At 70.3% G+C, this 22,466-nt stretch carries 19 protein-coding genes and 1 tRNA gene; 11 read left to right on the forward strand and 9 right to left on the reverse strand.

Annotated features, from left to right (window positions below; all coding sequences use genetic code 11):
• Positions 1-31: 31 nt before the first annotated feature.
• From AC3E6M_RS05820 to AC3E6M_RS05830, 3 genes are all read left to right on the forward strand, one after another.
• Positions 32-2,221: an alpha-ketoacid dehydrogenase subunit alpha/beta gene (locus tag AC3E6M_RS05820; protein ID WP_490529325.1), complete on the forward strand. Its 2,190-nt coding sequence runs from the start codon at positions 32-34 to the stop codon at positions 2,219-2,221.
• Positions 2,221-3,531, forward strand: coding sequence for a 2-oxo acid dehydrogenase subunit E2 (locus AC3E6M_RS05825; RefSeq protein ID WP_490529326.1), 1,311 nt, complete (start codon positions 2,221-2,223; stop codon positions 3,529-3,531). The genes AC3E6M_RS05820 and AC3E6M_RS05825 overlap by 1 nt, the downstream gene beginning before the upstream one ends.
• A 102-nt stretch (positions 3,532-3,633) precedes the next feature.
• A complete protein-coding gene (locus tag AC3E6M_RS05830; protein WP_138172678.1) occupies positions 3,634-4,275 on the forward strand; it encodes an NAD(P)-dependent oxidoreductase in 642 nt (213 codons plus the stop codon).
• Between the two features lie 55 nt (positions 4,276-4,330).
• Here AC3E6M_RS05830 and AC3E6M_RS05835 read toward each other — a convergent pair whose 3' ends face one another.
• Together AC3E6M_RS05835 and AC3E6M_RS05840 are read right to left on the reverse strand one after the other, a co-directional pair.
• On the reverse strand, positions 4,331-5,653 hold the full coding sequence (locus tag AC3E6M_RS05835; protein WP_138172676.1) for a DUF4032 domain-containing protein: 1,323 nt from the start codon (positions 5,651-5,653) through the stop codon (positions 4,331-4,333).
• Between the two features lie 71 nt (positions 5,654-5,724).
• A complete protein-coding gene (locus AC3E6M_RS05840; protein ID WP_490529327.1) occupies positions 5,725-6,828 on the reverse strand; it encodes an ABC transporter ATP-binding protein in 1,104 nt (367 codons plus the stop codon).
• Positions 6,829-7,041: 213 nt separating this feature from the next.
• Here AC3E6M_RS05840 and AC3E6M_RS05845 point away from each other — a divergent pair, with 213 nt between their 5' ends.
• The gene (locus AC3E6M_RS05845) at positions 7,042-7,995 is read left to right on the forward strand and encodes a DsbA family protein (RefSeq protein WP_490529328.1); all 954 of its coding nucleotides are present in this window, start codon (positions 7,042-7,044) and stop codon (positions 7,993-7,995) included.
• 43 nt (positions 7,996-8,038) lie between these two features.
• Positions 8,039-8,111, forward strand: a tRNA-Thr gene (locus tag AC3E6M_RS05850).
• A gap of 24 nt (positions 8,112-8,135) precedes the next feature.
• On the opposite strand, the gene AC3E6M_RS05855 is transcribed toward AC3E6M_RS05850, so the two are convergent.
• Positions 8,136-10,043 (reverse strand): amylosucrase, encoded by a 1,908-nt coding sequence (locus AC3E6M_RS05855; RefSeq protein ID WP_490529329.1) that lies wholly within the window; start codon positions 10,041-10,043, stop codon positions 8,136-8,138.
• Positions 10,044-10,126: 83 nt separating this feature from the next.
• Here AC3E6M_RS05855 and AC3E6M_RS05860 point away from each other — a divergent pair, with 83 nt between their 5' ends.
• A complete protein-coding gene (locus AC3E6M_RS05860) occupies positions 10,127-11,071 on the forward strand; it encodes a DMT family transporter (protein ID WP_490529330.1) in 945 nt (314 codons plus the stop codon).
• Positions 11,072-11,130: 59 nt separating this feature from the next.
• On the opposite strand, the gene AC3E6M_RS05865 is transcribed toward AC3E6M_RS05860, so the two are convergent.
• A complete protein-coding gene (locus tag AC3E6M_RS05865; RefSeq protein WP_252370876.1) occupies positions 11,131-11,700 on the reverse strand; it encodes a nitroreductase family protein in 570 nt (189 codons plus the stop codon).
• Positions 11,697-12,104, reverse strand: a complete 408-nt coding sequence (gene msrB, locus AC3E6M_RS05870) for a peptide-methionine (R)-S-oxide reductase MsrB (RefSeq protein WP_138172667.1) — start codon at positions 12,102-12,104, stop codon at positions 11,697-11,699. The genes AC3E6M_RS05865 and msrB overlap by 4 nt, the downstream gene beginning before the upstream one ends.
• 73 nt (positions 12,105-12,177) lie before the next feature.
• Between msrB and AC3E6M_RS05875 the strand changes: the two genes are divergently transcribed.
• The 5 genes from AC3E6M_RS05875 (at position 12,178) to groL (ending at position 16,180) form a co-directional block, all read left to right on the forward strand.
• On the forward strand, positions 12,178-13,170 hold the full coding sequence (locus AC3E6M_RS05875; protein WP_490529332.1) for a DUF2332 family protein: 993 nt from the start codon (positions 12,178-12,180) through the stop codon (positions 13,168-13,170).
• Positions 13,171-13,179: 9 nt separating this feature from the next.
• Complete coding sequence (locus AC3E6M_RS05880; protein WP_138172664.1) at positions 13,180-13,434, forward strand: DUF3263 domain-containing protein; 255 nt, start codon at positions 13,180-13,182, stop codon at positions 13,432-13,434.
• Between the two features lie 34 nt (positions 13,435-13,468).
• Entirely contained in the window at positions 13,469-14,053 is a 585-nt protein-coding gene (locus tag AC3E6M_RS05885) for a LytR C-terminal domain-containing protein (protein WP_138172663.1), read from the forward strand.
• 132 nt (positions 14,054-14,185) lie between these two features.
• Entirely contained in the window at positions 14,186-14,389 is a 204-nt protein-coding gene (locus AC3E6M_RS05890; RefSeq protein ID WP_138172662.1) for a cold-shock protein, read from the forward strand.
• Positions 14,390-14,560: 171 nt separating this feature from the next.
• The gene (gene groL / locus AC3E6M_RS05895) at positions 14,561-16,180 is read left to right on the forward strand and encodes a chaperonin GroEL (protein ID WP_490529334.1); all 1,620 of its coding nucleotides are present in this window, start codon (positions 14,561-14,563) and stop codon (positions 16,178-16,180) included.
• Between the two features lie 284 nt (positions 16,181-16,464).
• Here the strand turns inward: groL and AC3E6M_RS05900 are convergent, their stop codons facing one another.
• From AC3E6M_RS05900 to AC3E6M_RS05915, 4 genes are all read right to left on the reverse strand, one after another.
• On the reverse strand, positions 16,465-18,141 hold the full coding sequence (locus tag AC3E6M_RS05900) for a sensor histidine kinase (RefSeq protein WP_490529631.1): 1,677 nt from the start codon (positions 18,139-18,141) through the stop codon (positions 16,465-16,467).
• Between the two features lie 133 nt (positions 18,142-18,274).
• The gene (locus AC3E6M_RS05905) at positions 18,275-18,967 is read right to left on the reverse strand and encodes a response regulator transcription factor (RefSeq protein ID WP_138172660.1); all 693 of its coding nucleotides are present in this window, start codon (positions 18,965-18,967) and stop codon (positions 18,275-18,277) included.
• A gap of 69 nt (positions 18,968-19,036) precedes the next feature.
• Positions 19,037-20,686 (reverse strand): DNA repair helicase XPB, encoded by a 1,650-nt coding sequence (locus AC3E6M_RS05910; protein WP_138172659.1) that lies wholly within the window; start codon positions 20,684-20,686, stop codon positions 19,037-19,039.
• Positions 20,687-20,740: 54 nt separating this feature from the next.
• The gene (locus AC3E6M_RS05915; RefSeq protein ID WP_490529335.1) at positions 20,741-22,465 is read right to left on the reverse strand and encodes a helicase-associated domain-containing protein; all 1,725 of its coding nucleotides are present in this window, start codon (positions 22,463-22,465) and stop codon (positions 20,741-20,743) included.
• Position 22,466 lies beyond the last annotated feature (1 nt).

Raw genomic sequence — 22,466 nt, forward strand, 5'->3', positions numbered from 1 at the left:
TAGGTAGACGCAACGACGCGTGAGGAGCGACATGGCCAAGCGGAAACGGCTGAACACCGGTGTCGAGTGGGTGCAGCTGGAGACGACCGCCGCGGACTGGAAGGCCGCCGACCCGGAACTGCTCGGGACGATGCTCGGTCAGCTGCATCTCATCCGGGCCTTCGAGGAGGCGGTGCTCGACCTCGCGGGCGCGGGTCTCGTCCACGGTCCCGCGCACTCCAGCATCGGCCAGGAGGGCGGCGCCGTCGGGTCCATCGTCGGGTTGCGGGCCACCGACGCCGTCAACGGCTCCCACCGCGGGCACCACCAGTTCCTCGCCAAGACGCTCGAGTACGCCTCGGGCGGCGTGCTGGACCCGAACGCCCTCGTCACCCCCGACGTGCAGACGCTCCTCGACCTGACGCTGTCCGAGATCCTGGGCCTGGCGTCAGGCTTCTCCGGTGGCCGCGGCGGATCCATGCACCTGCAGTGGCTCGAGGCCGGAGCACTGGGCACGAACGCGATCGTCGGCGGCGGGGCGCCGCTGGCCACCGGCCACGCGTGGGCGCAGAAGCACGCCGGCACCTCGGACGTCTCGATCAACTACTTCGGTGACGGGTCCAGCCAGATCGGCTCGGTCCTGGAGTCGATGAATCTCGCGTCGACGTGGAAGCTGCCGGTGGCGTTCTTCATCGAGAACAACCTCTACGCGGTGTCGACCCGCGCCGACGAGGCGAGCGCCGACACCCGCTTCTCGGTGCGCGGTCAGGGCTTCTCGATCCCCGCCTGGCGGGTCGACGGCATGGACCCGCTCGCGGTGCACCTCGCGATGGGCGAGGCGCTGGAGCGGATGCGGGCCGGCGACGGTCCCGCGATCGTCGAAGCCGAGGTCTATCGCTTCTTCCACCAGAACGGCCCGTACCCGGGAAGCGCGTTCGGCTACCGGACCAAGGACGAAGAGGGGCAGTGGCGGGCGCGCGATCCGCTCGAGCGGATGGCCTCCGAGATGCGCCGCCTTGGGCTCCTCGACGACGCCGAGGCGCAGGCCGTGCGCGCGCAGGCCGTCGCCGCCGTCGCGACATCGGTCGCGGCCGTCGTGGAGCCCGACCCCGAGCGCCCCGGACGTCGTCGCATCCGTCCCGAGCTGTGGCCCGACCCGGCCGTCGTCGACACCGGCATCCGGGGCGACGCGTCCGAACTGGCCGCGCTCTCGGCCGCGGAACCGGCGCGGTGGACCGGCCCGTGGCGCGACGTGAAGTTCGTCGATGCCGTCGCGCAGACCATGGACCGGCGCATGGAGACCGACCCGCGCATCGTCGTGCTCGGTGAGGACGTGCATCGCCTGGGCGGCGGAACCAACGGCGCGACGAAGGGCCTGGTCGAGAAGTACGGCCCGGAGCGCGTCATCGGCACCCCCATCAGCGAGAACGGCTTCTTCGGTGCGGCGGGCGGCATGGCGATGGACGGGCGCTTCCGCCCCGTCGTGGAGTTCATGTACCCCGACTTCATGTGGGTGGCCGCCGACCAGGTGTTCAACCAGGTCGGCAAGGCCCGGCACATGTTCGGCGACAACAACACCGTGCCGCTCGTGCTGCGCACGAAGATCGCCATGGGTTCGGGGTACGGCTCGCAGCACCTCATGGATCCGGCGGGCATCTTCGCCACCCAGGCGGGCTGGCGCATCGTGGCCGCCTCGAACGCGGCGGACTACGTCGGTCTCATGAACGCCGCCCTGGCGCTCGAGGACCCCGTGCTGGTGATCGAGCACGTCGACCTGTACGGCACGCCCGACCGCGTGCCCGACACCGACCTCGACTACGTCATCCCGCCGGGCAGCGCCGCGATCCGCCGCGAGGGCAACGACGTCACGGTGCTGACCTACCTGTCGATGGTCGGACACACCCTCGAAGCCGTCGAGCAGACCGGGACGGATGCCGAGGTGATCGACCTGCGGTGGTTGGACCGGGCCTCGCTGGACTGGGACACCATCGGCGAGAGCATCCGCAAGACCAACGCCGTCCTCATCGTCGAACAGGGCTCGCGCGGTCCGTCCTACGGGGGCTGGCTCGCGGACGAGATCCAGCGCCGGTTCTTCGACTGGCTGGACCAGCCGGTCGAGCGCGTCACGGGCGGCGAGGCGAGTCCGAGCATCTCGAAGGTCCTCGAGCGGGCGGCCATCGCCCGCACCGAAGAGGTCGTCGCGGGACTGGAGCGCGTGCGCGCCGCGGGAGGGATGAACTGATGGCCGTCGTCGTGCGGATGCCCGAGATCGCCACGGGAGCGGCAGAAGCCGCCATCCAGAGCTGGCTGGTCGAGGTCGGCAGCCCCGTGAAGGCGGGGCAGGCGATCGTCGAGATCGAGACCGAGAAGGCCGTCGTCGAGTACGAAGCCGAACGCGCCGGCGTCCTCGCCGGCATCCTGCTCCCCGCCGGGGATGCCGCCGCCGTCGGCGTGCCGATCGCGGTCCTCGCCGAAGAGGGGGAGAGCCTCGAGTCGGCGCTCGCCTCCGCCGGCGGAGGCTCCGGGGCACAGGAGGCCGCGATCGCCGCCGCTCCCGAGGAGGCCGCGGACGCCGCCGCCGCGCCCGCCGCCGCGGTGGCCGGACCCGCTGCCGCGCCTGCGGCCGCGGACGCGGAGCAGCGCCTCTTCGCCTCACCCCTGGTGCGGCGTCTCGCGCGCGAGCGCGGGGTCGACCTCGCGGACGTTCCCGGGTCGGGGCCGCGCGGTCGCGTCGTCCGCCGCGACCTGGACGCGTGGACGCAAGCGCGCGACGAGCGGCATCCGGATGCCGAGACGCCCACCGTCGCCCCGGCTCCGGTCGCGCCCGCCGAGGCCGCACCCGCTCCGACTGCTCCCGTCCCGGCCGGTGCCGCGTACGAGGACGTGCCGCACACCGGTATGCGCCGCGCGATCGCCCGACGGCTCACCGAGTCCAAGGCGACCGTCCCGCACTTCTACCTGCAGGCCGACTGCCGCGTCGATGCCCTGCTGGAACTGCGCGCGCGGATCAACGAGGGGCGCGAGCAGCGCATCTCCGTCAACGACCTCGTCGTCAAGGCGGTCGCCGGCGCGATGCGGGACGTTCCCGAGGCGAACGCCATCTGGACTGCGGATGCCACCCGGCGCTTCGCGAACGCTGACATCGCCGTGGCCGTCTCGGTTCCCGGCGGGCTGCTCACCCCCGTGGTGCGGCAGGCCGATCGTCTCTCGATCGGCGAGCTCGCCACCACCGTCCGCGATCTCGCCGAGCGGGCGCGGGAGGGGCGTCTGAAGCAGAACGAGCTCGAGGGCGGCTCGTTCGCAGTGTCGAACCTCGGGATGTACGGCACGACGTCGTTCTCGGCGATCATCAACCCGCCGCACGCCGGCATCCTCGCCGTGGGTGCCGCGACCCGGCGGCCGGTCGTCGATGCCGACGGCTCGCTCGCCGCCGCGACGGTGATGTCGGTGACGCTGTCGGCCGACCACCGCGTCCTGGACGGCGCGCTGGCGGCGCAGTGGCTGGCGGCGTTCGTGGCGAGGATCGAGAATCCGCTGCAGATCCTGCTATGAGTCACCCCGGATCTGGACGCACCGTTTCGCAACGGTGCGGGGAACCGGCACGCTGGGAGGATACGTCCGCGACCGTCCGCGGACCGGAGGAGAGGAACGCCCGTGCCCCGTATCGCCGTCATCGGAGGAACCGGCTACGCCGGTAGCCACATCGTCGCCGAAGCCGTCCAGCGCGGCCACACCGTCGTCTCGGTCGCCCGCTCGGTGCCCGCGGAGCGCGTGGAGGGGGCCACCTACATCGAGGGCACCGTCCTGGACATCCCCGGTCTGGTCGCCGAGCTCGAGGGTGTCGACGTCGTGGTGTCGGCCGTGGCTCCGCGCGGCGACATGCTCGGACAGCTCCGTCCCGCGATCGCCGACCTGGCATCCGTCCTGCCCGAGAACGTGCGACTGGGAGTCGTCGGCGGTGCGGGCGGATCGCTCGTCGCCGAGGGCGGGCCGCGCGTGATCGACACCGAGGGCTTCACCGAGGAGTACAAGCCCGAGGCGCGGGAAGCCATCGGCATCCTCGAGGACCTGCAGGCCGACACCTCGGGCCGCGACTGGTTCTACGTGCACCCCGCCGGTGGGTTCGGCGCCTGGGCGCCGGGCGAGCGCACCGGCTCCTACCGCGACGGCGGGCACGTGCTCGTCGTCGACGACCAGGGCGACTCGTTCATCTCGGGCGCCGATTTCGCCGTCGCCGTGCTCGACGAGATCGAGAACCCGCGCCACTCGCGCGACAACTTCGCCGTCGGCTACTGACACCACGCACGGAGGCGCCGCTTCCGGGTTCCGGGGCGGCGCCTTCGTCGTTCGTTCAGACCAGGTCGCGCCAGTCGACGACGTCGGTGTCGGTCGTGGGCACTTCTCCCGTCGCCGGGGCCGCGGCATCCGAGATCGTCGCGAGCGACATCGTGTCGGTCGGCGGGCCCATGACCGTCGCCTCGTCGCGGCGGTGGCTGAGCACATCGTCGATGTACGAGGTGACGACCTCGGCCAGGGGGACGGACCGGCCGCGCGCTTGCGACATGTACCAGCGGTGTTCGAGCACCTGGTGGAAGACCTCGGCGGGTTCGAGCTTGGCGCGGAGGTCGAAGGGGATCGCCATGACGATGGGTTCGAACACGCGCGTCAGCCACTCGTGCGCGACCATCTCCTCGTCGGCGCCGAGGCGGGACACGCGCGCGCGGAATTCGTCGAGGTCGTTCAGCAGACGGCGGGCCTGGTTCTCCTCGACGTCGAGTCCGGTCAGACGGAGCAGGCGACGCTGGTGATGGCCGGCGTCGACGACCTTGGGCTGGATGGAGACGCGCGTTCCGTCGCCGGTGGTCTGGATCGACATCTCACCGATGTCGAATCCCAGGGCGTTCAAGCGGTGCACCCGCTCGGTGATGCGCCACGACTCGTCGACGCCGAACGTCTCCTTGTCGGTGAGGGCGCCCCACAGCGAGTGGTACGACGACACCAGGCCGTCGGCGATCGCCACGGCATCCACCCCGCCCTCGAGGCGTCCACCGGCCTCGAGGTCCATGATCTCGCCGGCGATGTTGGTGCGCGCGATGTCGAGGTCGTGCGCGCGCTGCCCCGGGGTCAGACGGTTGCCGTGCAGCTCACCGGTCTCGGCATCCACGAGGTAGGCGGCGAACTCGCCCGCATCGCGACGGAAAAGGGTGTTGGACAGCGACACGTCGCCCCAGTAGAACCCCACGTTGTGCAGGCGCACGAGGAGCACTGCCAGCGCGTCGACCAGGCGCGTGGCCGTGTGCGGACGCAGCACCTGGGTGAACAGTGCGCGATAGGGGAGCGAGAAGCGCAAGTGGGCGGTGACCAGGGCCGCGGGCAAGGGGCGGCCCGAGGCATCCGTGCGTCCCGCGATCACGGCGACGCGGTCGACGCACGGGGCGTCCAGACGGTCGAGGTTGCCGAGCATGTCGTACTCGCGACGCGCCATCTCTTCGGTGGTCTCTTTGATGGCGACCACGCGTCCGGACAGGTTCGCGAAACGCACGAGGTGGCGGGAGATGCCCTTGGGGAGGGCCACGATGTGCGAGCTCGGCCACTCGGCGAGACCGGTCGACCACGGCAGTTGCAGAAGCCCCGGGTCTACGGTGCTGGCGGTGATGCTGAGGGATTCGGCCACGGTTCCTCCGGGAAAACGGGTGCGGCGCGGGGAGTCGTCGAAGACTCCCCGCGCCGCGACGGTGCGTTGGATCAGGCCGAAGCGATGGCCTTGTCGGTGAGGCGCTCGCCCGACTCGAGGTCGAACACGTGCACGTGACCGGGGACCGGTGCCAGCACGACCGTCTCGCCCGCGTTCGGGTGACGGCGGCCGTCGACGCGCGCGACGATGTCGGTGCGCTTGCCGTTGATCTCGGTGTGGCCGTAGAGGTAGCCGTCGGCGCCGAGCTCCTCGACGAGGTCGACGACGACCGACAGGCCGCGGCCGTCGGCCGGGGCGACCTGGATGTCCTCGGGGCGGACACCGATGGTGACCTCGCTGCCGTGCGCCTTTCCGATGACGTCGGCCTCGACGGGGACGACGAGGTCGCCGAAGCGCACGCCGCCCTCGGCCAGGTCGACCGTGAAGAGGTTCATCGCGGGCGAGCCGATGAAGCCGGCGACGAAGACGTTCTTCGGCTTCTCGTACAGGTCGCGCGGGGTGCCGACCTGCTGGAGCAGACCGTCCTTGAGCACCGCGATGCGGTCGCCCATGGTGAGGGCCTCGGTCTGGTCGTGCGTGACGTAGACCGTGGTGACACCGAGGCGGCGCTGCAGCGACGCGATCTGGGTGCGGGTCTGGACGCGGAGCTTGGCGTCGAGGTTCGACAGCGGCTCGTCCATGAGGAACACCTGGGGCTGACGCACGATCGCGCGACCCATGGCGACGCGCTGACGCTGACCACCCGAGAGGGCCTTCGGCTTACGGGTCAGGTACTCCTCGAGGTCGAGGAGCTTGGCGGCCTCGAGCACACGGGCAGCGCGCTCTTCCTTGCCGACACCGGCGATCTTCAGGGCGAAGCCCATGTTCTCGGCGACGGTCATGTGGGGGTACAGCGCGTAGTTCTGGAAGACCATCGCGATGTCGCGGTCCTTCGGCGGCACGTCGGTGACGTCACGGTCACCGATGAGGATGCGGCCGGAGTTGACCTCTTCGAGGCCGGCGAGCATGCGCAGCGACGTGGACTTACCGCAGCCCGAGGGGCCGACGAGAACGAGGAACTCGCCGTCGGCGACTTCGAGGTTCAGCTTGTCGACCGCGGCACGAGTGCCACCGGGGTACAGGCGGGTTGCGTTGTCAAAGGTGACGGACGCCATTTCTTCTTCTCCTTCACCGGCAGGTACGTGCCGGACGATCCGTAGTGAATGGAATGAACGGGGGCGACCCCGAGCGCGCACGACGTTGGGCGCAGGGTCAGTATGCCATGCGTCTGGGCATTTCTCAGCCAGGCTTACTACCATCGGTGCTCGTTCGCCTACCCGTGCGTTCCCATCATCGTCAGCGGTTTCCGTCCGCGCCCGAGAGGTCCCATGTCCAACGACCAGACGCCGAATCTGCCCGCCGAAAGCGCTCGCCGTGAGGCTGTGCGCGAGAAGGCGCAGCAGGTGAAGGCCCGGCAAACGCGGGCGCGCATCGTCCGCCGGTCGCTGGTGGCGATCGGCGCGGTCGCGGTCGTCGCGGTCGGTGCCGCGGGCGTCGGCTACGCCCTGTCGTCGCGGGACACGCGGTCGCAGGCGCTCCCGGATGCCGCCTCCAACGACGGTTTCGTCGTCACCGCCGCGACCGGCATCGCCGACCCGCTGGCCGACCAGACCGTCGACGGCAACGCCTCCGCCATGGCCGCCGAGGCCACTCCCACCGCGACCCCCACGCCGGCGCCCACGACGACGGCGGCTCCCGTCGACATCCGCGTGTACGTCGACTACCTCTCCACCGAGGCGCGCGAGTTCCAGCTGGCCAACGCCGAGCAGCTCTCCAAGTGGGTGTCGCAGGATGCCGCATCCCTGACGTACTACCCGGTGGCGATGCTCACCTCGAAGTCGAACGGCACGAAGTACAGCCTCCGCGCCGCCGGTGCCGCCGCCTGTGTCGCGACTCACGCGTCCGACAAGTTCTTCGTGTTCAATCACGAACTGCTCGTGAACCAGCCCGCGCTGGACTCCGACGGCTACAGCGACGAGAAGCTCGCCGACATGGCGCAGGGCGCCGGCGTCGGCGACCCCGACACGGTGCGCTCGTGCATCGAGGATGAGACGTTCACGTCGTGGGCGAAGGCGGCCACCGACCGCGCGATCAAGGGGCTGCCCGACACCAAGGGTCAGGCGCTCACCGCGACTCCGACCGTGCTGGTCAACGGCACCCCTTACGTGGGACGGATGGACGACCCCAAGGAGTTCGCCCAGTTCGTGCTCACCGTCGACAGCAACGCCTACTACTCCACGGCTACGCCCACCCCGACGCCGACCGCGACACCCGCGGGCTGACCGCTCCGAACGACGCCCCGAGCGTCGATAGACTGGCGGTCCCGCCGGCTTGGCGCAATTGGTAGCGCACCGTACTTGTAATACGGGGGTTGCAGGTTCAAGTCCTGTAGCCGGCACTTCGGGCGAGTGATCCTGGTGGATCAGCGCATTCCCACCCGCAACCACAACACCCCGTGCGGGGGGAGCGTCAGCCCGCCGGCCAGCGCGACGGGCCGTCCGGCGATGAGGTCGACGGCATCCGGGTCGAGGCCCGACAGGGTCAGGGCGTCGATCTCGACCGCGTGATCGGCGACGTTCGCCAGCACGAGCACCGCCGCGCCCGCGTCACCGGGGCGCAGGAACGCCACGACCGCGTCGATGTGCGCGTCGAACGCGACGAGCTCGTTGCCGGCGAGTTCGGGCGTCGACCGGCGCACGTCGATGAGCCGTGTGAGCCGGGAGAACACGCGGCCAGCGGGGGTCGTGGCATCCGTCCGGTCGGCGTAGTTCTGCTCGGGGCGGTGCGGGCGGTGCACCCACCGGCTGTCGCCGGCCTCGGCGGGATCATCGCGGTACGAGTAGTCGTTGAGCTGCGCGACCTCGTCGCCCAGGTAGAGCAGGGGGATGCCGCCGGTGGACAGGGCCAGGGCGTGCGCGAGGATCATGCGGTCCTCGCCACCCGCATCTCCGGCCTCGATCCCCGCGAGGGACGCCGTGGTTCCGGTGATGCGGGCGTCGCCGGTGCGCGCGTTCTCCTGGAACGGCACGCCGCGCGAGAACGACCCTTCGACGCGACCGACGTAGAAGTCGTTGAGGAAGCGCCGGTGCGGGTACCCCTGGATGCCGAGCTCGGCGGCATCCTCGTCGGCGAACGTCCAGCCGATGTCGTCGTGACTGCGGACGTAGGTGACCCACGCCGTCCCCTCGGGGAGCGCGTGGCGCCGTTCGAGCGCCTGCTGAAGGAGTCGCCCGTCGCGCGTCGCGAGCGCTTCCCACGTCAGCGCCATCTGCAGCGGGTTGTACGACAGCTGGCATTCCTCGGGTGAGATGTACGAGATCACCTCGTCGGGGTGAACGATCGCCTCCGACTTGAACAGCAGGCTCGGCGCCGCCATGCGCAGCACCGCGTTGAACGCCTGCAGGAGGAGGTGCGCCTCGGGCAGCGACTCGCACGCCGTGCCCAGGCGCTTCCAGATGAACGCCACGGCATCCATGCGCAGGATCTCGACGCCCTGATTGGCGAGGAAGAGCATCTCGCCGGCCATGGCCTCGAACACCGCGGGGTTGGCGTAGTTGAGGTCCCACTGGAAGTGGTAGAACGTAGCCCAGATCCAGCGCCCGTCGGGCAGCTGCACGAACGAGCCGGAGTGGTCGTCGGGGAAGATCTCGCGGGTGGTCTGCTCGTACGCGTCGGGCATTTCGCGGTCGGGGTAGATGAGGTAGAAGTCTTCGTACCCCGCCTCGCCGACGACGGCCTTGCGGGCCCACTCGTGCTCATTGCTGGTGTGGTTGAAGATGAAGTCGACGACGAGCGAGATCCCCGCGTGACGGAGTTCTCCGGCCAGCTCGGCGAGCTCCTCCATCGTGCCGAGAGCCGCGTTCACCCGGCGGTAGCTCGACACCGCGTAGCCGCCGTCGCTGTTGCCCTCGGGGCTCTCGAAGAGCGGCATGAGGTGCAGGTACGTCAGCCCGAGCTCGCGGAAGTACGGGATGGAGTCCCGGATGCCGCTGAGCCCGCCGGCGTACCGATCGACATAGCAGACACCGCCCAGCATCCCCTCGCCCTCGAACCAGTCGGGTGCGCTCGCCCGTTCACGGTCGACCGCCTTGAGCTCCTCGGGGCGTTCGGTCCACGACCGACGGGCGAGATCGACGACGGATGCCAAGCGCTCGAGGCCGTCGGGCCGGTCGCCGTAGAGGCGGCGGAAGAGGTCGTGCAGTCGGGGGAGGTGCACCTCGACGCCGGCGAGGAACTCGCGGTCGGCGTGCGACGCGGTGAGCTGGGCGAGGATTCCGGTCACGTCGTCGGAGCCGGCGTTGAGGTGAGGCACGGGGAAAGCCTCGCGCATCGGGCTCAGTCGGTCCGTACGGCGCGCGGAGCCGTACGATCGACGACGGCCCCGTCTCCCCGCGGTGCCGAGGAAGAGGAACCATGACTCAGCGCCGATCACCGGGGATCGCCGTCGTCGGAGCCGTGCTGATCGGGTCGCTGACAGCGTTGCAGGCCCGCATCAACGGTTCTCTCGGTGCCGAGATCGGCGACGGTATTCTCGCCGGCGCGATCTCGTTCGGCTCGGGCCTGGTCATCATGATCGTGCTCACCGCGGTGCTACCGGCTGGGCGGGCCGGGTTCCGTCGCCTGATCGCCGGCCTGGGAGACCGCACGGTCCCGGTGTGGATGGTGCTCGGCGGCGCTGCCGGAGCGTTCACCGTCGCCAGCCAGGGTCTCGCCGTCGCGACGGTCGGCGTCGCCCTGTTCACCGTGGGTTTCGTCGCCGGGCAGACGACGGGCGGTCTGCTGCTCGACAGGTTCGGCTACGGACCCGGGGGAGTGGTGCCCGTCACCATCCGTCGAGTCGTCGGGGCGCTTCTGGCGCTCGCCGGTGTGGCCGTGTGCCTGGCGGGGGTGCGGGTCGGCGGCATCCCTCTGTGGATGCTCATCGTCCCGGTCATCGCCGGCGCGGGCGTCGCGTGGCAGCAGGGCACCAACGGCCGCTTGCGCGTGCGGGTGCAGAGCCCGCTGGCTGCGACCCTTGTGAACTTCGCGGGAGGGACGGCCGTGCTCGTCGTCGCGGTGGCCGTGCACATCGCCCTCGTCGGCGCGCCGCGCGCGGCCCCGACCGATCCGTGGCTGTACCTCGGCGGCGCTCTGGGTGTCGTCTACATCTTCTTGTCGTCCGTCATCGTGCAGCGCACGGGCGTCCTCGTACTGGGACTCGGGTCGGTGGTCGGGCTGCTCAGCACGTCCGTGCTCCTCGACGCCCTGTGGCCCGCGCCCGCGGCCCCCTCAACCGGCGTCGCCGTCCTCGCCGCCTCGGTCGCCATCGCGGGTGTCGTCGTTGCGGCGGTCCCGTGGCGCCGTTCGCGCCGAGCCTGAACCGCATACACGACGAAGCGCCGCCGCGGTGCGAACCGGCGGCGGCGCTTCGGACGGGATCAGAGGCGCGCTTCGTCGGCCTTGCGACGCTTCTTGCCTCCCGGCATCCGCGAGATGTGCTTCGCGGCATCCACGGTCTTGCGTCGGGTGGGGCGGGACCGCACGGGCTTGCCCCCGACGTACAGCCAGCCGAGCAGGACCTCGCCCTTGCTCAGGCCGTGCGCCTTGGCGAGGGCCTTGCTGCGCGTGTTGTCGTCGGTGCGCCAGAACACGCCGAACCCGGCCTCGTCGAGCGCGAGGCTCAGCATATGAGCGACGCCCGAGGCCACCGCCTCCTGCTCCCACGCGGGGATCTTCTTCGACGAGACATCGGCGACGACGGCGATGATGAGCGGCGCGCGACGCGGCTTGGACGACAGGCCCTTCTTGCCGTCCGCCTTGTTCAGGGCGCGGGCGAGCACGTCGCGATCGGCACCGCGGATCTCGATGATCCGCCACGGCCGGAGCGACTTGTGGTCGGCGACGCGTCCTGCCGCGGCGACGAAGGCCTCGAGCTCGGGCCCCGTGGGGGCCTCGTCGGTGACTTTCGACCACGACCGGCGGTCGCGCATCGCTTCGAGCGCGCTCATGCCTCGTCGACGGGGGTGAAGCTCAGCGAGAGCGAGTTCATGCAGTACCGGTCGCCGGTGGGCGTGCCGAAGCCGTCGGGGAACACGTGGCCGAGGTGGGAGCCGCAGTTGGCGCACCGCACCTCGGTGCGCTGCATGCCGTGGCTGTTGTCCTCGATCAGCTCGACCGCCTCGGGGCGCACCGACTCGTAGAAGCTCGGCCACCCGCAGTGCGAGTCGAACTTGGTGCCGCTCTGGAACAGCTCGGAGCCGCAGGCGGCGCAGGTGTAGAGGCCGGCGCGGCTTTCGTCGAGCAGCTCACCGGTCCAGGCGCGCTCGGTGCCGGCCTGTCGCAGGACGGCGTACTGCTCGGGGCTGAGTTCGGCCCGCCACTGGTCGTCGGACTTTTCGACGGCGTAGGTCATGGATGGTCTCCTTCGTCCCGTCCATTCTCTCCCGTCCAGGCTCGGCGATGCCCGTCGCGGCATAATCACCGGGGTGGACCAGGATGCCGTGACCGCCGTCGTCGACCGCTACACCCGCTTCGCCCGCGACGAGGCGCCCGGTCGCTCGCGGGTCTACGAGGAGTGGGCTCTGCGGGTCGCCGCGGATGGGGCCGTGGCATCCGTCCTCGCGCGCATCCCGGACACGCACCGCCAACCGCCGCTGGTGTTCGCGGTCCTCCGCCTGCTCGGAGCGCCGATGCAGACGGGGGACGTTTGGGCGGGATGGGTCGTCGCGAACGCGGACGCGATCGTCGCCGAGTGCGGGCGGCGGAGCATTCAGACCAACGAGCCGCTGCGCTGCGCGGCCTTGCTCCCGGCGCTGTCGCTCATCGACGGGCCGATCGCCCTCCTCGAGATCGGCGCGAGCGCCGGGTTGTGCCTCTACCCCGACCGGTACTCGTACCGGTTCCGCTCGGCCGACGGCGCGGCGACGCACCTCGACCCCGGGGACGGACGCCGTGCCGTGGTGCTCGACTGCGACGTCGAGGGGGAGCCGCCGCTGCGCCTGCCCGAGGTCGTGTGGCGCGCCGGCATCGACCTGCAACCGCTCGACGCCCGCGACCCCGAGGACCGTGCGTGGCTCACCGGCCTGGTCTGGCCGGGGGAGCAGGGGCGTCTGGAGCGCATCTCGGCGGCCCTCGACATCGCCGCCGCCGATCCTCCGGTGCTCGTCGCCGGCGACGGAGCCGAGGCCCTGCCCGCGCTGGCCGCGCGGGCGCCGCGCGATGCCACGCTCGTGGTGACCACCCCGGGCGTCCTCGCCCACGTCCCCCGCCGCCACCGCGGGGCGGTGATCTCTGCCGCGCGCTCCGCCGGCCGGTGGGTGACCTTGGATGCCGCGGGCCTCCACGACGCGTGGAACCGCCCTCCGGTTCTGCGGTCCGGCGGCTTCGCCCTCGCGCTCGACGGCGACGTCCTCGCGAGCGTCGATCCTCTCGGGGCCTGGGTGGCGTGGCATCCCGCATCGGCGCAACGCGCGCAGTAGCGTGACGACGTGCCTCTTTCGGACCGTGACCGCGCCTTCCTCGCCTTCGAGGCCGAGTGGCGCCGGCACGGCGGGGCCAAGGAAGAGGCGATCCGGGCCGAGTTCGACCTCGCTCCCGCCCGGTACTACCAGTTGCTGGGGCGTCTGCTCGACGACCCCGAGGCGCTGGCCCACGACCCGATGCTCGTCCGGCGGCTCCGTCGGCGCCGTGACGACGCCGCGCAGCAGCACCGCGCCCGGCTCGGCCGCGCCGCCGCCCGGTGACGGGCGTTCGGATACCGACCGGTAGCATCGTCCAATGGCCAGATCGACCTTCCCTCGGGATCGCTTCGACGACCTTCCGGCCGATGCGGGCCGTGTCGGTGCCCATCGGGCCGAACGTCCCCGTTCCCGCGGATGGGTCGTGTTCCTCTGGGCCGCGCTGGCCACCCTCGTGCTCGTCATCGTCGGGATCTTCGGCGTGCTCGTGGCTTCGGGGCGCATCTCGCTGAGCTCCGATCCCGCGCCGACGCCGACGGTGGAAGAGACCACCCCCGCGGTGATCGACACCGCCTACTCCGTCGTCGTGCTCAACGGCACGGCCGACGAGGGACTGTCCGGCAACCTCCGCGATCGCATCGTCGAGCTCGGCTGGCCGGGGGATGCCGTGCAGACCGGCGATTCCGACACGACCGACTTCGCCACCACGACGGTGTATTACCTGCGTCCCGACGACGAACAGGCCGCGCGCGGGCTGGCCGATGCGATCGGGGGCGCGGAGATCTCGCAGAGCGACTTCCTGCAGCCCACGGACGACCCGAACACCCCCGACGACGAGAGCGCCGAGAAGCGGCTGGTCGTGGTCATCGGGCTCGATCGGGCCGCCGGCCAGCCCACTCCCTGAGCCCCGCCGCGCCGCGTGTTTCCGCGGCGTAAAAAGTTGGATGCCGCTGTGTCAACAATGGTCTCCGGGGCCGGAACGACGAGGGTCCGCGTGCTTACGATGACCTCGTCGTTCAGCAACAGGAGAGTTCGCATGGCCCAGGGCACCGTCAAATGGTTCAACGCCGAGAAGGGTTACGGCTTCATCACCGTGACGGACGGCCAAGACGTCTTCGTCCACTACTCGAACATCGAGATGACCGGATTCCGAGTCCTCGAGGAGGGTCAGGCCGTGGAGTTCACGGTCGGATCCGGGCAGAAGGGTCCGCAGGCGGAGTCCGTTCGCCTCATGGCCTGAGCCCCTCGCTCCCCGCCGCCGTGGCATCCCTCACCGGATGCCACGGCGGCGTCGTTCGTGCGGGGTCGGGGCGGCTTGCACTCCCCAGGGGCGAGTGCCAGAATGAGTTAGCACTCGCTTTCGTCGAGTGCCAAATTTGGAAGTCACCCGTCCGGGAGGGACGACACACTTATGGCAAAGATCATCGCTTTCGACGAAGAGGCCCGGCGCGGTCTCGAGCGCGGCCTCAACACTCTTGCCGACGCCGTCAAGGTGACCCTGGGCCCGCGCGGTCGCAACGTCGTGCTCGAGAAGAAGTGGGGCGCTCCCACCATCACGAACGACGGTGTCTCGATCGCCAAGGAGATCGAGCTCGACGACCCGTTCGAGAAGATCGGCGCCGAGCTGGTCAAGGAAGTCGCCAAGAAGACCGACGACGTGGCCGGTGACGGAACCACCACCGCGACCGTCCTCGCCCAGGCGCTCGTTCGCGAGGGCCTGCGCAACGTCGCCGCCGGCGCCGACCCCATCTCGCTCAAGAAGGGCATCGAGAAGGCCGTCAAGGCCGTCACCGACGAGCTGCTCGCCTCGGCCAAAGAGGTCGAGTCCAAGGAGCAGATCGCTGCGACCGCGTCCATCTCGGCCGCTGACCCCGCGATCGGCGAGCTCATCGCCGAGGCGATCGACAAGGTCGGCAAGGAAGGTGTGGTCACCGTCGAGGAGTCCAACACCTTCGGCACCGAGCTCGAGCTCACCGAGGGCATGCGCTTCGACAAGGGGTACATCAACCCGTACTTCGTCACCGACCCCGAGCGCCAGGAAGCGGTCTTCGAAGACCCCTACATCCTGATCGCGAACCAGAAGATCTCCAACATCAAGGACCTTCTGCCCATCGTCGACAAGGTGATCCAGGAGGGCAAGGAGCTCCTCATCATCGCCGAGGACGTCGAGGGCGAGGCTCTCGCGACGCTCGTGCTCAACAAGATCCGCGGCATCTTCAAGTCGGTCGCCGTCAAGGCTCCCGGCTTCGGCGACCGTCGCAAGGCGCAGCTGCAGGACATCGCGATCCTCACCGGCGGTCAGGTCATCACCGAAGAGGTCGGCCTCAAGCTCGAGAACGCCACCGTCGACCTGCTCGGCCGCGCCCGCAAGGTGATCATCACCAAGGACGAGACCACGATCGTCGAGGGTGCCGGTGACTCCGCGCTGATCGAGGGTCGCGTGACCCAGATCCGTCGCGAGATCGAGAACACCGACAGCGACTACGACCGCGAGAAGCTTCAGGAGCGCCTCGCCAAGCTCGCGGGTGGCGTCGCCGTCATCAAGGCGGGCGCGGCCACCGAGGTCGAGCTGAAGGAGCGCAAGCACCGCATCGAGGACGCCGTGCGCAACGCCAAGGCTGCCGTCGAAGAGGGTGTCGTCGCCGGTGGTGGCGTCGCCCTGATCCAGGCGGGCAAGACCGCGTTCGAGACGCTCGAGCTCGCCGGTGACGAGGCCACCGGGGCGAACATCGTCAAGGTCGCCATCGAGGCCCCGCTCAAGCAGATCGCGCTGAACGCCGGTCTCGAGCCCGGTGTCGTCGCCAACAAGGTCGCCGAGCTGCCCGTCGGACACGGCCTGAACGCCGCGACCGGCGAGTACGGTGACCTGTTCGCACAGGGCATCATCGACCCGGCCAAGGTGACCCGCTCGGCTCTGCAGAACGCCGCGTCGATCGCCGGTCTGTTCCTCACGACCGAGGCCGTCGTCGCCGACAAGCCCGAGAAGAACCCGGCTCCGGCCGGCGACCCCACGGGTGGCATGGACTTCTGATCCACGCTTCGGCAGTAAGGAAGGCCCCCTCCTCCGGGAGGGGGCCTTCCTCGTTCCTCGGTGCGGCGCGTCGGTGACGCACGCCCGACGTCCCTGGACGAGGTGCGGGAGCGCGTGGCACGCTTCGCGGGCGCGGGGAACCTGGGACCCGACGCTTCGCGGGCGCGGGGAACCTGGGACCCGACGCAGCGCGGGCTCGGGGCCAGCGCGGGAGCGCGAGGAGCGCGGGCGCGGGCCGGCGAGGGCGCAGGGGCAGCGAGCGTCTGGCAGAGAAGCCGACGGCGTCAGGCGGTGGCGTCGGGGAGAGGGACGTCGCTGAGGCGCTCGAGCGGTTGCGTCTCGATGAGCGCGTGCTCGCTCGCATCGCGACGTGCGGCGAGCGGAAGGGAGACGCGGAATGTCGCCCCGCCACCGGGGGTGTCGAAGACCTCGACGGTGCCGTGCAGGAGATCCACGATGGATGCCACGATCGACAGTCCGAGCCCCGAGCCGCCGGTCTCGCGGGTGCGCGACGTGTCGGCGCGCCAGAAGCGCTGGAAGATCTGCTCACGGATCTGTTCGGGGATGCCCTCGCCGTGGTCGATCACTTCGATCCAGCCCATGTCGGCCTCGGCATCCACCCCCACCCGCAGGCCGATCGGGGAGTCTTCGGGAGCGAAGCGGCGGGCGTTGCCGAGCAGGTTCGCCACGACCTGGCGCACGCGGTTCTCGTCGCCCAGGACGATCGGGGCCAGCCGCGGCACGGTGTGCGCTCCGGTGGTGACGGCGGAGGCACGAGAGGCCGACGCCGGCTCGCCGGGCTGCGCGGTCTCCGCGGCGTCGCGGGAACGTCTCCGCAGGCGCGAGAGAGTGGCCCCGGCGATCGCCATCGCGGACGTCGTGGGGGCCGTGCGACGCTTGGCCGAAGACCCCGTCGCGTCGTTGTCGGCTTCCTGTGCCGGCTCGAGCGACATCACCGGCAGCACGATCGCGTCCCGGCTCGTGGTGTCGTCGACTGTGACCTCGCGCTGCGGCGACGTGACGCGCAGGTCGAGGGCGGCATCGCGGGCGATCGGGCGCAGATCGAGCGTCGTGATCGCCACGTCCCGTCGCTCGTCCAGGCGCGCGAGGGCGAGGAGGTCCTCGACCAGCGCGCCCATGCGGATGGCTTCCTTCTCGATGCGCTCCATCGCCTGGGCGACGTCCTCGTCGGAGCGGATCGCGCCCATCCGGTACAGCTCGGCATATCCGCGCATCGTGACCAGCGGCGTGCGCAGCTCGTGGCTCGCGTCGCCGATGAATCGACGCATCTGTCGCACCGTGGCATCCCGCTGGTTGAGGGCACCGTCGATGCGGCCGAGCATCGCGTTGATCGCCGCCTTCAATCGGCCCACCTCGGTGTCGGGCACGATGTCGGTCAGACGCTGACTGAAATCGCCCGCCGCGATGTCCATCGCCGTCGTCTCGACCTGGCCGAGGCTGCGGAAGGTCAGCGTGACCAGCGCGCGGGTCAACAGGGCGCTCGCGATGAGGATCAGCAGGGCGACGAAACCGTAGATGCCGAGGTACGCGGCGACGATGCGGTCGGTGGGGGCCAGCGGTTGAATGACCATCTGGGTGTAGACGCCGTTGTAGCCGGGCACGACGAGCTGACCCACGCGTGCGAGGAAGTGCTGACCCGAGACCGGGTCCTGGAGTTCGATACGGCGATCGACCTGGCTGTAGGTCTGCTCGACGGTGAAGGTCTCGGGCAGTTCCGGCACCGTCTTCATCGCCGTGCCGTTGAAGAACGCCACGCGCTGGCCGTCCGGGCTGTACACCACGACCATCGAACCGATCTGCGGCGCGTTGTCGACCTCCGTGAACCGCACCTGGCCGTCGACCTCGTCGGTCACGAAGATGCTGTTCGCGATGTTTCCGGCCGCCTGCTGCGCCAGCTGCTCATCGAGGTTGTTGATCAGCGTGGTGCGCAGGAACACCATGGTCCCGATGCCCGCGGCGAACAGCCCCACGGCCAAGAGAGTGACCGTGACGCCGGTCACCTTCGTGCGAAGGCTCAGCCGGCGCCACCAGTGGGCCAGCGCGTCGTCGGAGTTCTCCAGGATGGGGCCCCGCTCAGGCGGTCTTGCCCGACTTCAGCATGTAGCCGAAGCCGCGCTTGGTCTGGATGAGCGGCTCCGAGGAGTGCGGATCGATCTTGCGGCGCAGGTAGGAGATGTAGCTCTCGACGATGCCGGCGTCGCCGTTGAAGTCGTACTCCCACACGTGGTCGAGGATCTGCGCCTTGGAGAGCACCCGGTTCGGGTTGAGCATGAGGTAGCGCAGCAGCTTGAACTCGGTCGGGCTGAGGTCGATCGAGACGTCGCCGACGTTGACATCGTGGGTGTCCTGGTCCATCGTCAGCTCGCCCGTGCGGATGACGGATTCCTCATCGGCCTGCATCGTGCGGCGGAGGATCGCCTGGATGCGGGCGACGATCTCGTCGAGGCTGAACGGCTTCGTGACGTAGTCGTCGCCGCCGGCGTTCAGGCCCATGATCTTGTCCTCGGTCTCGTCCTTCGCGGTGAGGAAGAGGATCGGGGCGGTGTAGCCGGCGCCGCGGAGGCGCTTCGTGACGCTGAACCCGTTCATGTCGGGCAGCATCACGTCGAGCACGATGAGGTCGGGTTCCTCTTCGAGGACCGCGGAGATGGTCTGGGCGCCGTTGGCGACGGCCCGGACCTGGAATCCGGCGAAACGCAGGCTCGTGATGAGCAGGTCGCGGATGTTCGGTTCGTCGTCCACGACGAGGATGCGCGGTGCTGTCATGCGCCCATTATCGTGACTTCACTCATGGAAGCGCTGGATATCGCGAGAAACGCCGCGCGCTGATATGGCTCACGCGGCCGCGGCGTCGATTCCGTCGGCATCCAGGATCGTGTACGCGTAGCCCTGTTCGGCCAGGAATCGCTGGCGGTTCTGGGCGAAATCCTGGTCGACGGTGTCGCGGGCGATGAGCGTGTAGAAGCTCGCCGTGTGCCCGGACTGCTTGGGGCGCAGGAGGCGGCCGAGGCGCTGGGCCTCTTCCTGACGGGAGCCGAACGACCCCGAGACCTGCACGGCCACGGATGCCTCGGGCAGGTCCACCGAGAAGTTCGCGACCTTCGACACCACCAGCAGCGAGATCTCTCCCTCGCGGAAGGCCTGGAACAGCTCTTCTCGCTCGGAGACCGGGGTCGAGCCGGTGATCTTGGGAGCGTCCAGGGCGTCGGCGAGCTCGTCGATCTGGTCGAGGTACTGGCCGATCACGAGCACCCGCTCGCCGGGGTGACGGTCGATGAGTCGCTTGACGACGTCGATCTTGGCGGGCGCGGTCGCCGCGAGGCGATAGCGGTCCTCGTCGGCGGCGGCGGCGTACTCCAGACGCTCGTCGGCCGGAAGGTCGATGCGCACCTCGTAGCAGGCCGCGGGGGAGATGAAGCCCTGCGCCTCGATCTCCTTCCACGGCGCGTCGAACCGCTTGGGGCCGATGAGGCTGAACACGTCGCCCTCGCGGCCGTCCTCGCGTACGAGGGTCGCGGTGAGGCCCAGACGGCGCCGGGCCTGCAGGTCGGCGGTGAGCTTGAAGACCGGTGCCGGCAGCAGGTGCACCTCGTCGTACAGGACCAGGCCCCAGTCCAGCGCGTCGAGCAGAGCGAGGTGGGCGTACTTGCCGCCGCGCTTGGCGGTGAGGATCTGGTACGTCGCGATCGTGACCGGCTTGATCTCTTTGGACTGACCGGAGTACTCGCCGATCTCCTCGGGGGTCAGGCTCGTCCGACGCAGCAGCTCGTCGCGCCACTGCCGGGCGCTGACGGTGTTGGTGACGAGGATGAGAGTGGTCGTTCGGGTCTCGGCCATCGCTCCGGCGCCGACGAGCGTCTTGCCCGCGCCGCACGGCAGCACCACGACCCCGGAGCCGCCCTCCGAGAAGGACTCGACGGCCTGTCGCTGATAGGGCCGCAGCTTCCAGCCGTCCTCGTCGAGGTCGATCGGATGCGGCGTGCCGGGCGTGTACCCGGCGAGGTCTTCGGCGGGCCAGCCGATCTTCAGCAGCTCCTGCTTGATGTGCCCACGGGCCCACGCGTCGACGGTGAAGCTGTCGGGGGTGGGGTGGCCGATGAGCAGCGGAGCGATGCGCTTGTTGCGCGAGACCTCGCCGAGCACGGCGGGATCGGTCGAACGCAGCACGAGAGCGCCGTCGGCGTCGCGCTCGATGACGAGGCGCCCGTAGCGGCCCACGGTCTCGCGGATGTCGGTGCTCACCGAGGCCGGCACCGGGAAGCGCGTCCAGCGGTCGAGCGTCTGCAGCATCGCATCGGCGTCGTGTCCGGCCGCCCGCGCGTTCCACAGGCCCAACCGGGTGATGCGATACGTGTGGATGTGCTCGGGGGCGCGCTCGAGCTCGGCGAACACCGCGAGTTCGTGTCGCGCCGTCTCCGCATCGGGATGCGCGACTTCCAGGAGCACCGTGCGGTCGCTCTGAACGATGAGGGGACCGTCAGCCATAGCGTTCGATTCTACCCGTGCCCTGTGTGCGAGGTCGCCGGTGGGGCGACTCGTTCAGACGACCGGGCTGACTGCGTCGATGTGCGACAGGGGCAGGGTGCGTTCGACGTCCGCGGCGCGATCGCGGCCCCGGAGCCGTCCACCGCCCAGACCGGTCGCCTCGAGCCGGAATACCCGCGCCGATCCGTCGGGGAGCCGCACGGTGACGTCGACGATCGCGCGAGCGCGCACCGCCTGGTCGAGTTCGCGCTCGAGCCACGCGGCATCCGAATCCTCTCCGCCGGCCCGCAGACGCGAGATCAGGGGGCCATAGACGTCAGCCGGGTCTTCGGGTGTCGCGGTCGTGGCCATCTTCGCCCGCTCCACCGCCCGCGGGCGCCCCTCGTCGTCCACCGCCACGGCCGGGTAACGGGCGTCACTCAGGGCCCAGAAGACCACATCGGCCGCGACGTGCGTGATCAGTTCGTCGCCCGAGCGGGCGAGGGCGACCGAGCGCAGCCCGGTGTCGACCTCCATCGCACGAAGGAACGTCTCGTCGTCGGTCTGGACGGTGGTGAGACCGGATGCCGTGTCGGCGGCGACACGCACGCGTCCATGCTCAGCGGAGGTGCGTTCGATGACATACGCCAGCGGTTGGGGCAGGCCGGTCAGGGAGATTCCGGTCAGGAACTCCCGCAGACTCTCGGCGGTCTCGCCGCTCGTGATGGCCGCACCGATCGTCGCCGCGCTGAAGCGGTAGCTGGACGCCTGCGCCCGCGACTCGCGCGCCGCCATGCCGCGCAGCCGCACGTCGAGGTGCGGGGCCAGGGGGCCCGGGGCGATCGCGGTGAGGTCGTTCTGCAGGTACACGCGATCCACTTCGGGCGGAAGCAGGTCCCGCAGGGCCGAGACGTCGACATCGCCGCCGTCGGCGAGTCCTCGTCCCCACGGCGGGACCGCGCCGTCGTCGTCGAGCAGGCCCCAGGCGCGGAGCCGGTGCGTCCACCGTGCGGCCCGCTCGGGCCCGGCGGGATCGAACGGCGTCGCCCCCGCCCAGGTGGTCGGCGGCCTCCATCCGCCCGTGGGCGTTCGATATGCCCGGGGGAGTGCGTCGCGCAGCGCGCGGGCGGTGCTCGCCCAGCGCTCCAGGGTTGGCAGACGCAGCCATGCCCGCCCCGCGGCGGTGACGAGCCACGCGCGGCCGTTCGAGCCCAGCAGGCCCACGCGGGCTGCCGTCCCGACGAGGAGGTCGGCCTCTTCGGCCGAGCCTGCGGCTCCGGCATCGACGAGGCGTCGGCGTTCGCTCGCGCCGAGGGATCCCGAGCCGATCCGGCCCAGGGGAGCGTCCAGCGTCAGCATCAGGACATCGGCCAGCGCGGCGCTGTGGGTGAAGGCGGACTCGGCTGCGGCGTCGTCGTTCGAGACCGCACGAGCCGACGGTCCGGGAGGGACGTCGGCGAGACCTTCGGGTGCGGCCTCGCGCACAGCCGAGGCGACCGCGGCGTAGGGGACGCCGGAATCGTCGACGAGCGCCCGCTGCTGCAGCGCCCGCCGGGTGTCATGCTGCGCCGGGGTGCCGCCGATGACGGCGGCGACGAGCGCCTCCGCCTCCGCGCGGTCCAGCGTGGGCAGGGCGCGCGCCACCGAGCCGGCATCCAGGAGCGCGTCGGCGGCGTCGAACATGTCGCGCCACGTCGCGGATGCCGCGACATGGCGATCAGCGAGGAGCTGCGCGAGATCTTCGTCGCCGAAGGCGCTCAACGAGACCGCCAGTGCACGTTGGTCGGAGGTCTCGGGCACG

The organism is Microbacterium sp. SCPM-O-B-15248 (M128) (assembly GCF_058214835.1).

Excerpts from the sequence above, each read along its gene's own strand:
- AC3E6M_RS05820 (WP_490529325.1), top strand. The coding sequence starts at position 32 with ATGGCCAAGCGGAAACGGCTGAACACCGGTGTCGAGTGGGTGCAGCTG.
- AC3E6M_RS05825 (WP_490529326.1), top strand. The coding sequence starts at position 2,221 with ATGGCCGTCGTCGTGCGGATGCCCGAGATCGCCACGGGAGCGGCAGAA.
- AC3E6M_RS05840 (WP_490529327.1), bottom strand. The coding sequence starts at position 6,828 with ATGGCGTCCGTCACCTTTGACAACGCAACCCGCCTGTACCCCGGTGGC.
- AC3E6M_RS05845 (WP_490529328.1), top strand. The coding sequence starts at position 7,042 with ATGTCCAACGACCAGACGCCGAATCTGCCCGCCGAAAGCGCTCGCCGT.
- AC3E6M_RS05855 (WP_490529329.1), bottom strand. The coding sequence starts at position 10,043 with ATGCGCGAGGCTTTCCCCGTGCCTCACCTCAACGCCGGCTCCGACGAC.
- AC3E6M_RS05860 (WP_490529330.1), top strand. The coding sequence starts at position 10,127 with ATGACTCAGCGCCGATCACCGGGGATCGCCGTCGTCGGAGCCGTGCTG.
- AC3E6M_RS05865 (WP_252370876.1), bottom strand. The coding sequence starts at position 11,700 with ATGAGCGCGCTCGAAGCGATGCGCGACCGCCGGTCGTGGTCGAAAGTC.
- msrB (WP_138172667.1), bottom strand. The coding sequence starts at position 12,104 with ATGACCTACGCCGTCGAAAAGTCCGACGACCAGTGGCGGGCCGAACTC.
- AC3E6M_RS05885 (WP_138172663.1), top strand. The coding sequence starts at position 13,469 with ATGGCCAGATCGACCTTCCCTCGGGATCGCTTCGACGACCTTCCGGCC.
- AC3E6M_RS05890 (WP_138172662.1), top strand. The coding sequence starts at position 14,186 with ATGGCCCAGGGCACCGTCAAATGGTTCAACGCCGAGAAGGGTTACGGC.
- groL (WP_490529334.1), top strand. The coding sequence starts at position 14,561 with ATGGCAAAGATCATCGCTTTCGACGAAGAGGCCCGGCGCGGTCTCGAG.
- AC3E6M_RS05900 (WP_490529631.1), bottom strand. The coding sequence starts at position 18,141 with ATGGTGTTCCTGCGCACCACGCTGATCAACAACCTCGATGAGCAGCTG.
- AC3E6M_RS05905 (WP_138172660.1), bottom strand. The coding sequence starts at position 18,967 with ATGACAGCACCGCGCATCCTCGTCGTGGACGACGAACCGAACATCCGC.
- AC3E6M_RS05910 (WP_138172659.1), bottom strand. The coding sequence starts at position 20,686 with ATGGCTGACGGTCCCCTCATCGTTCAGAGCGACCGCACGGTGCTCCTG.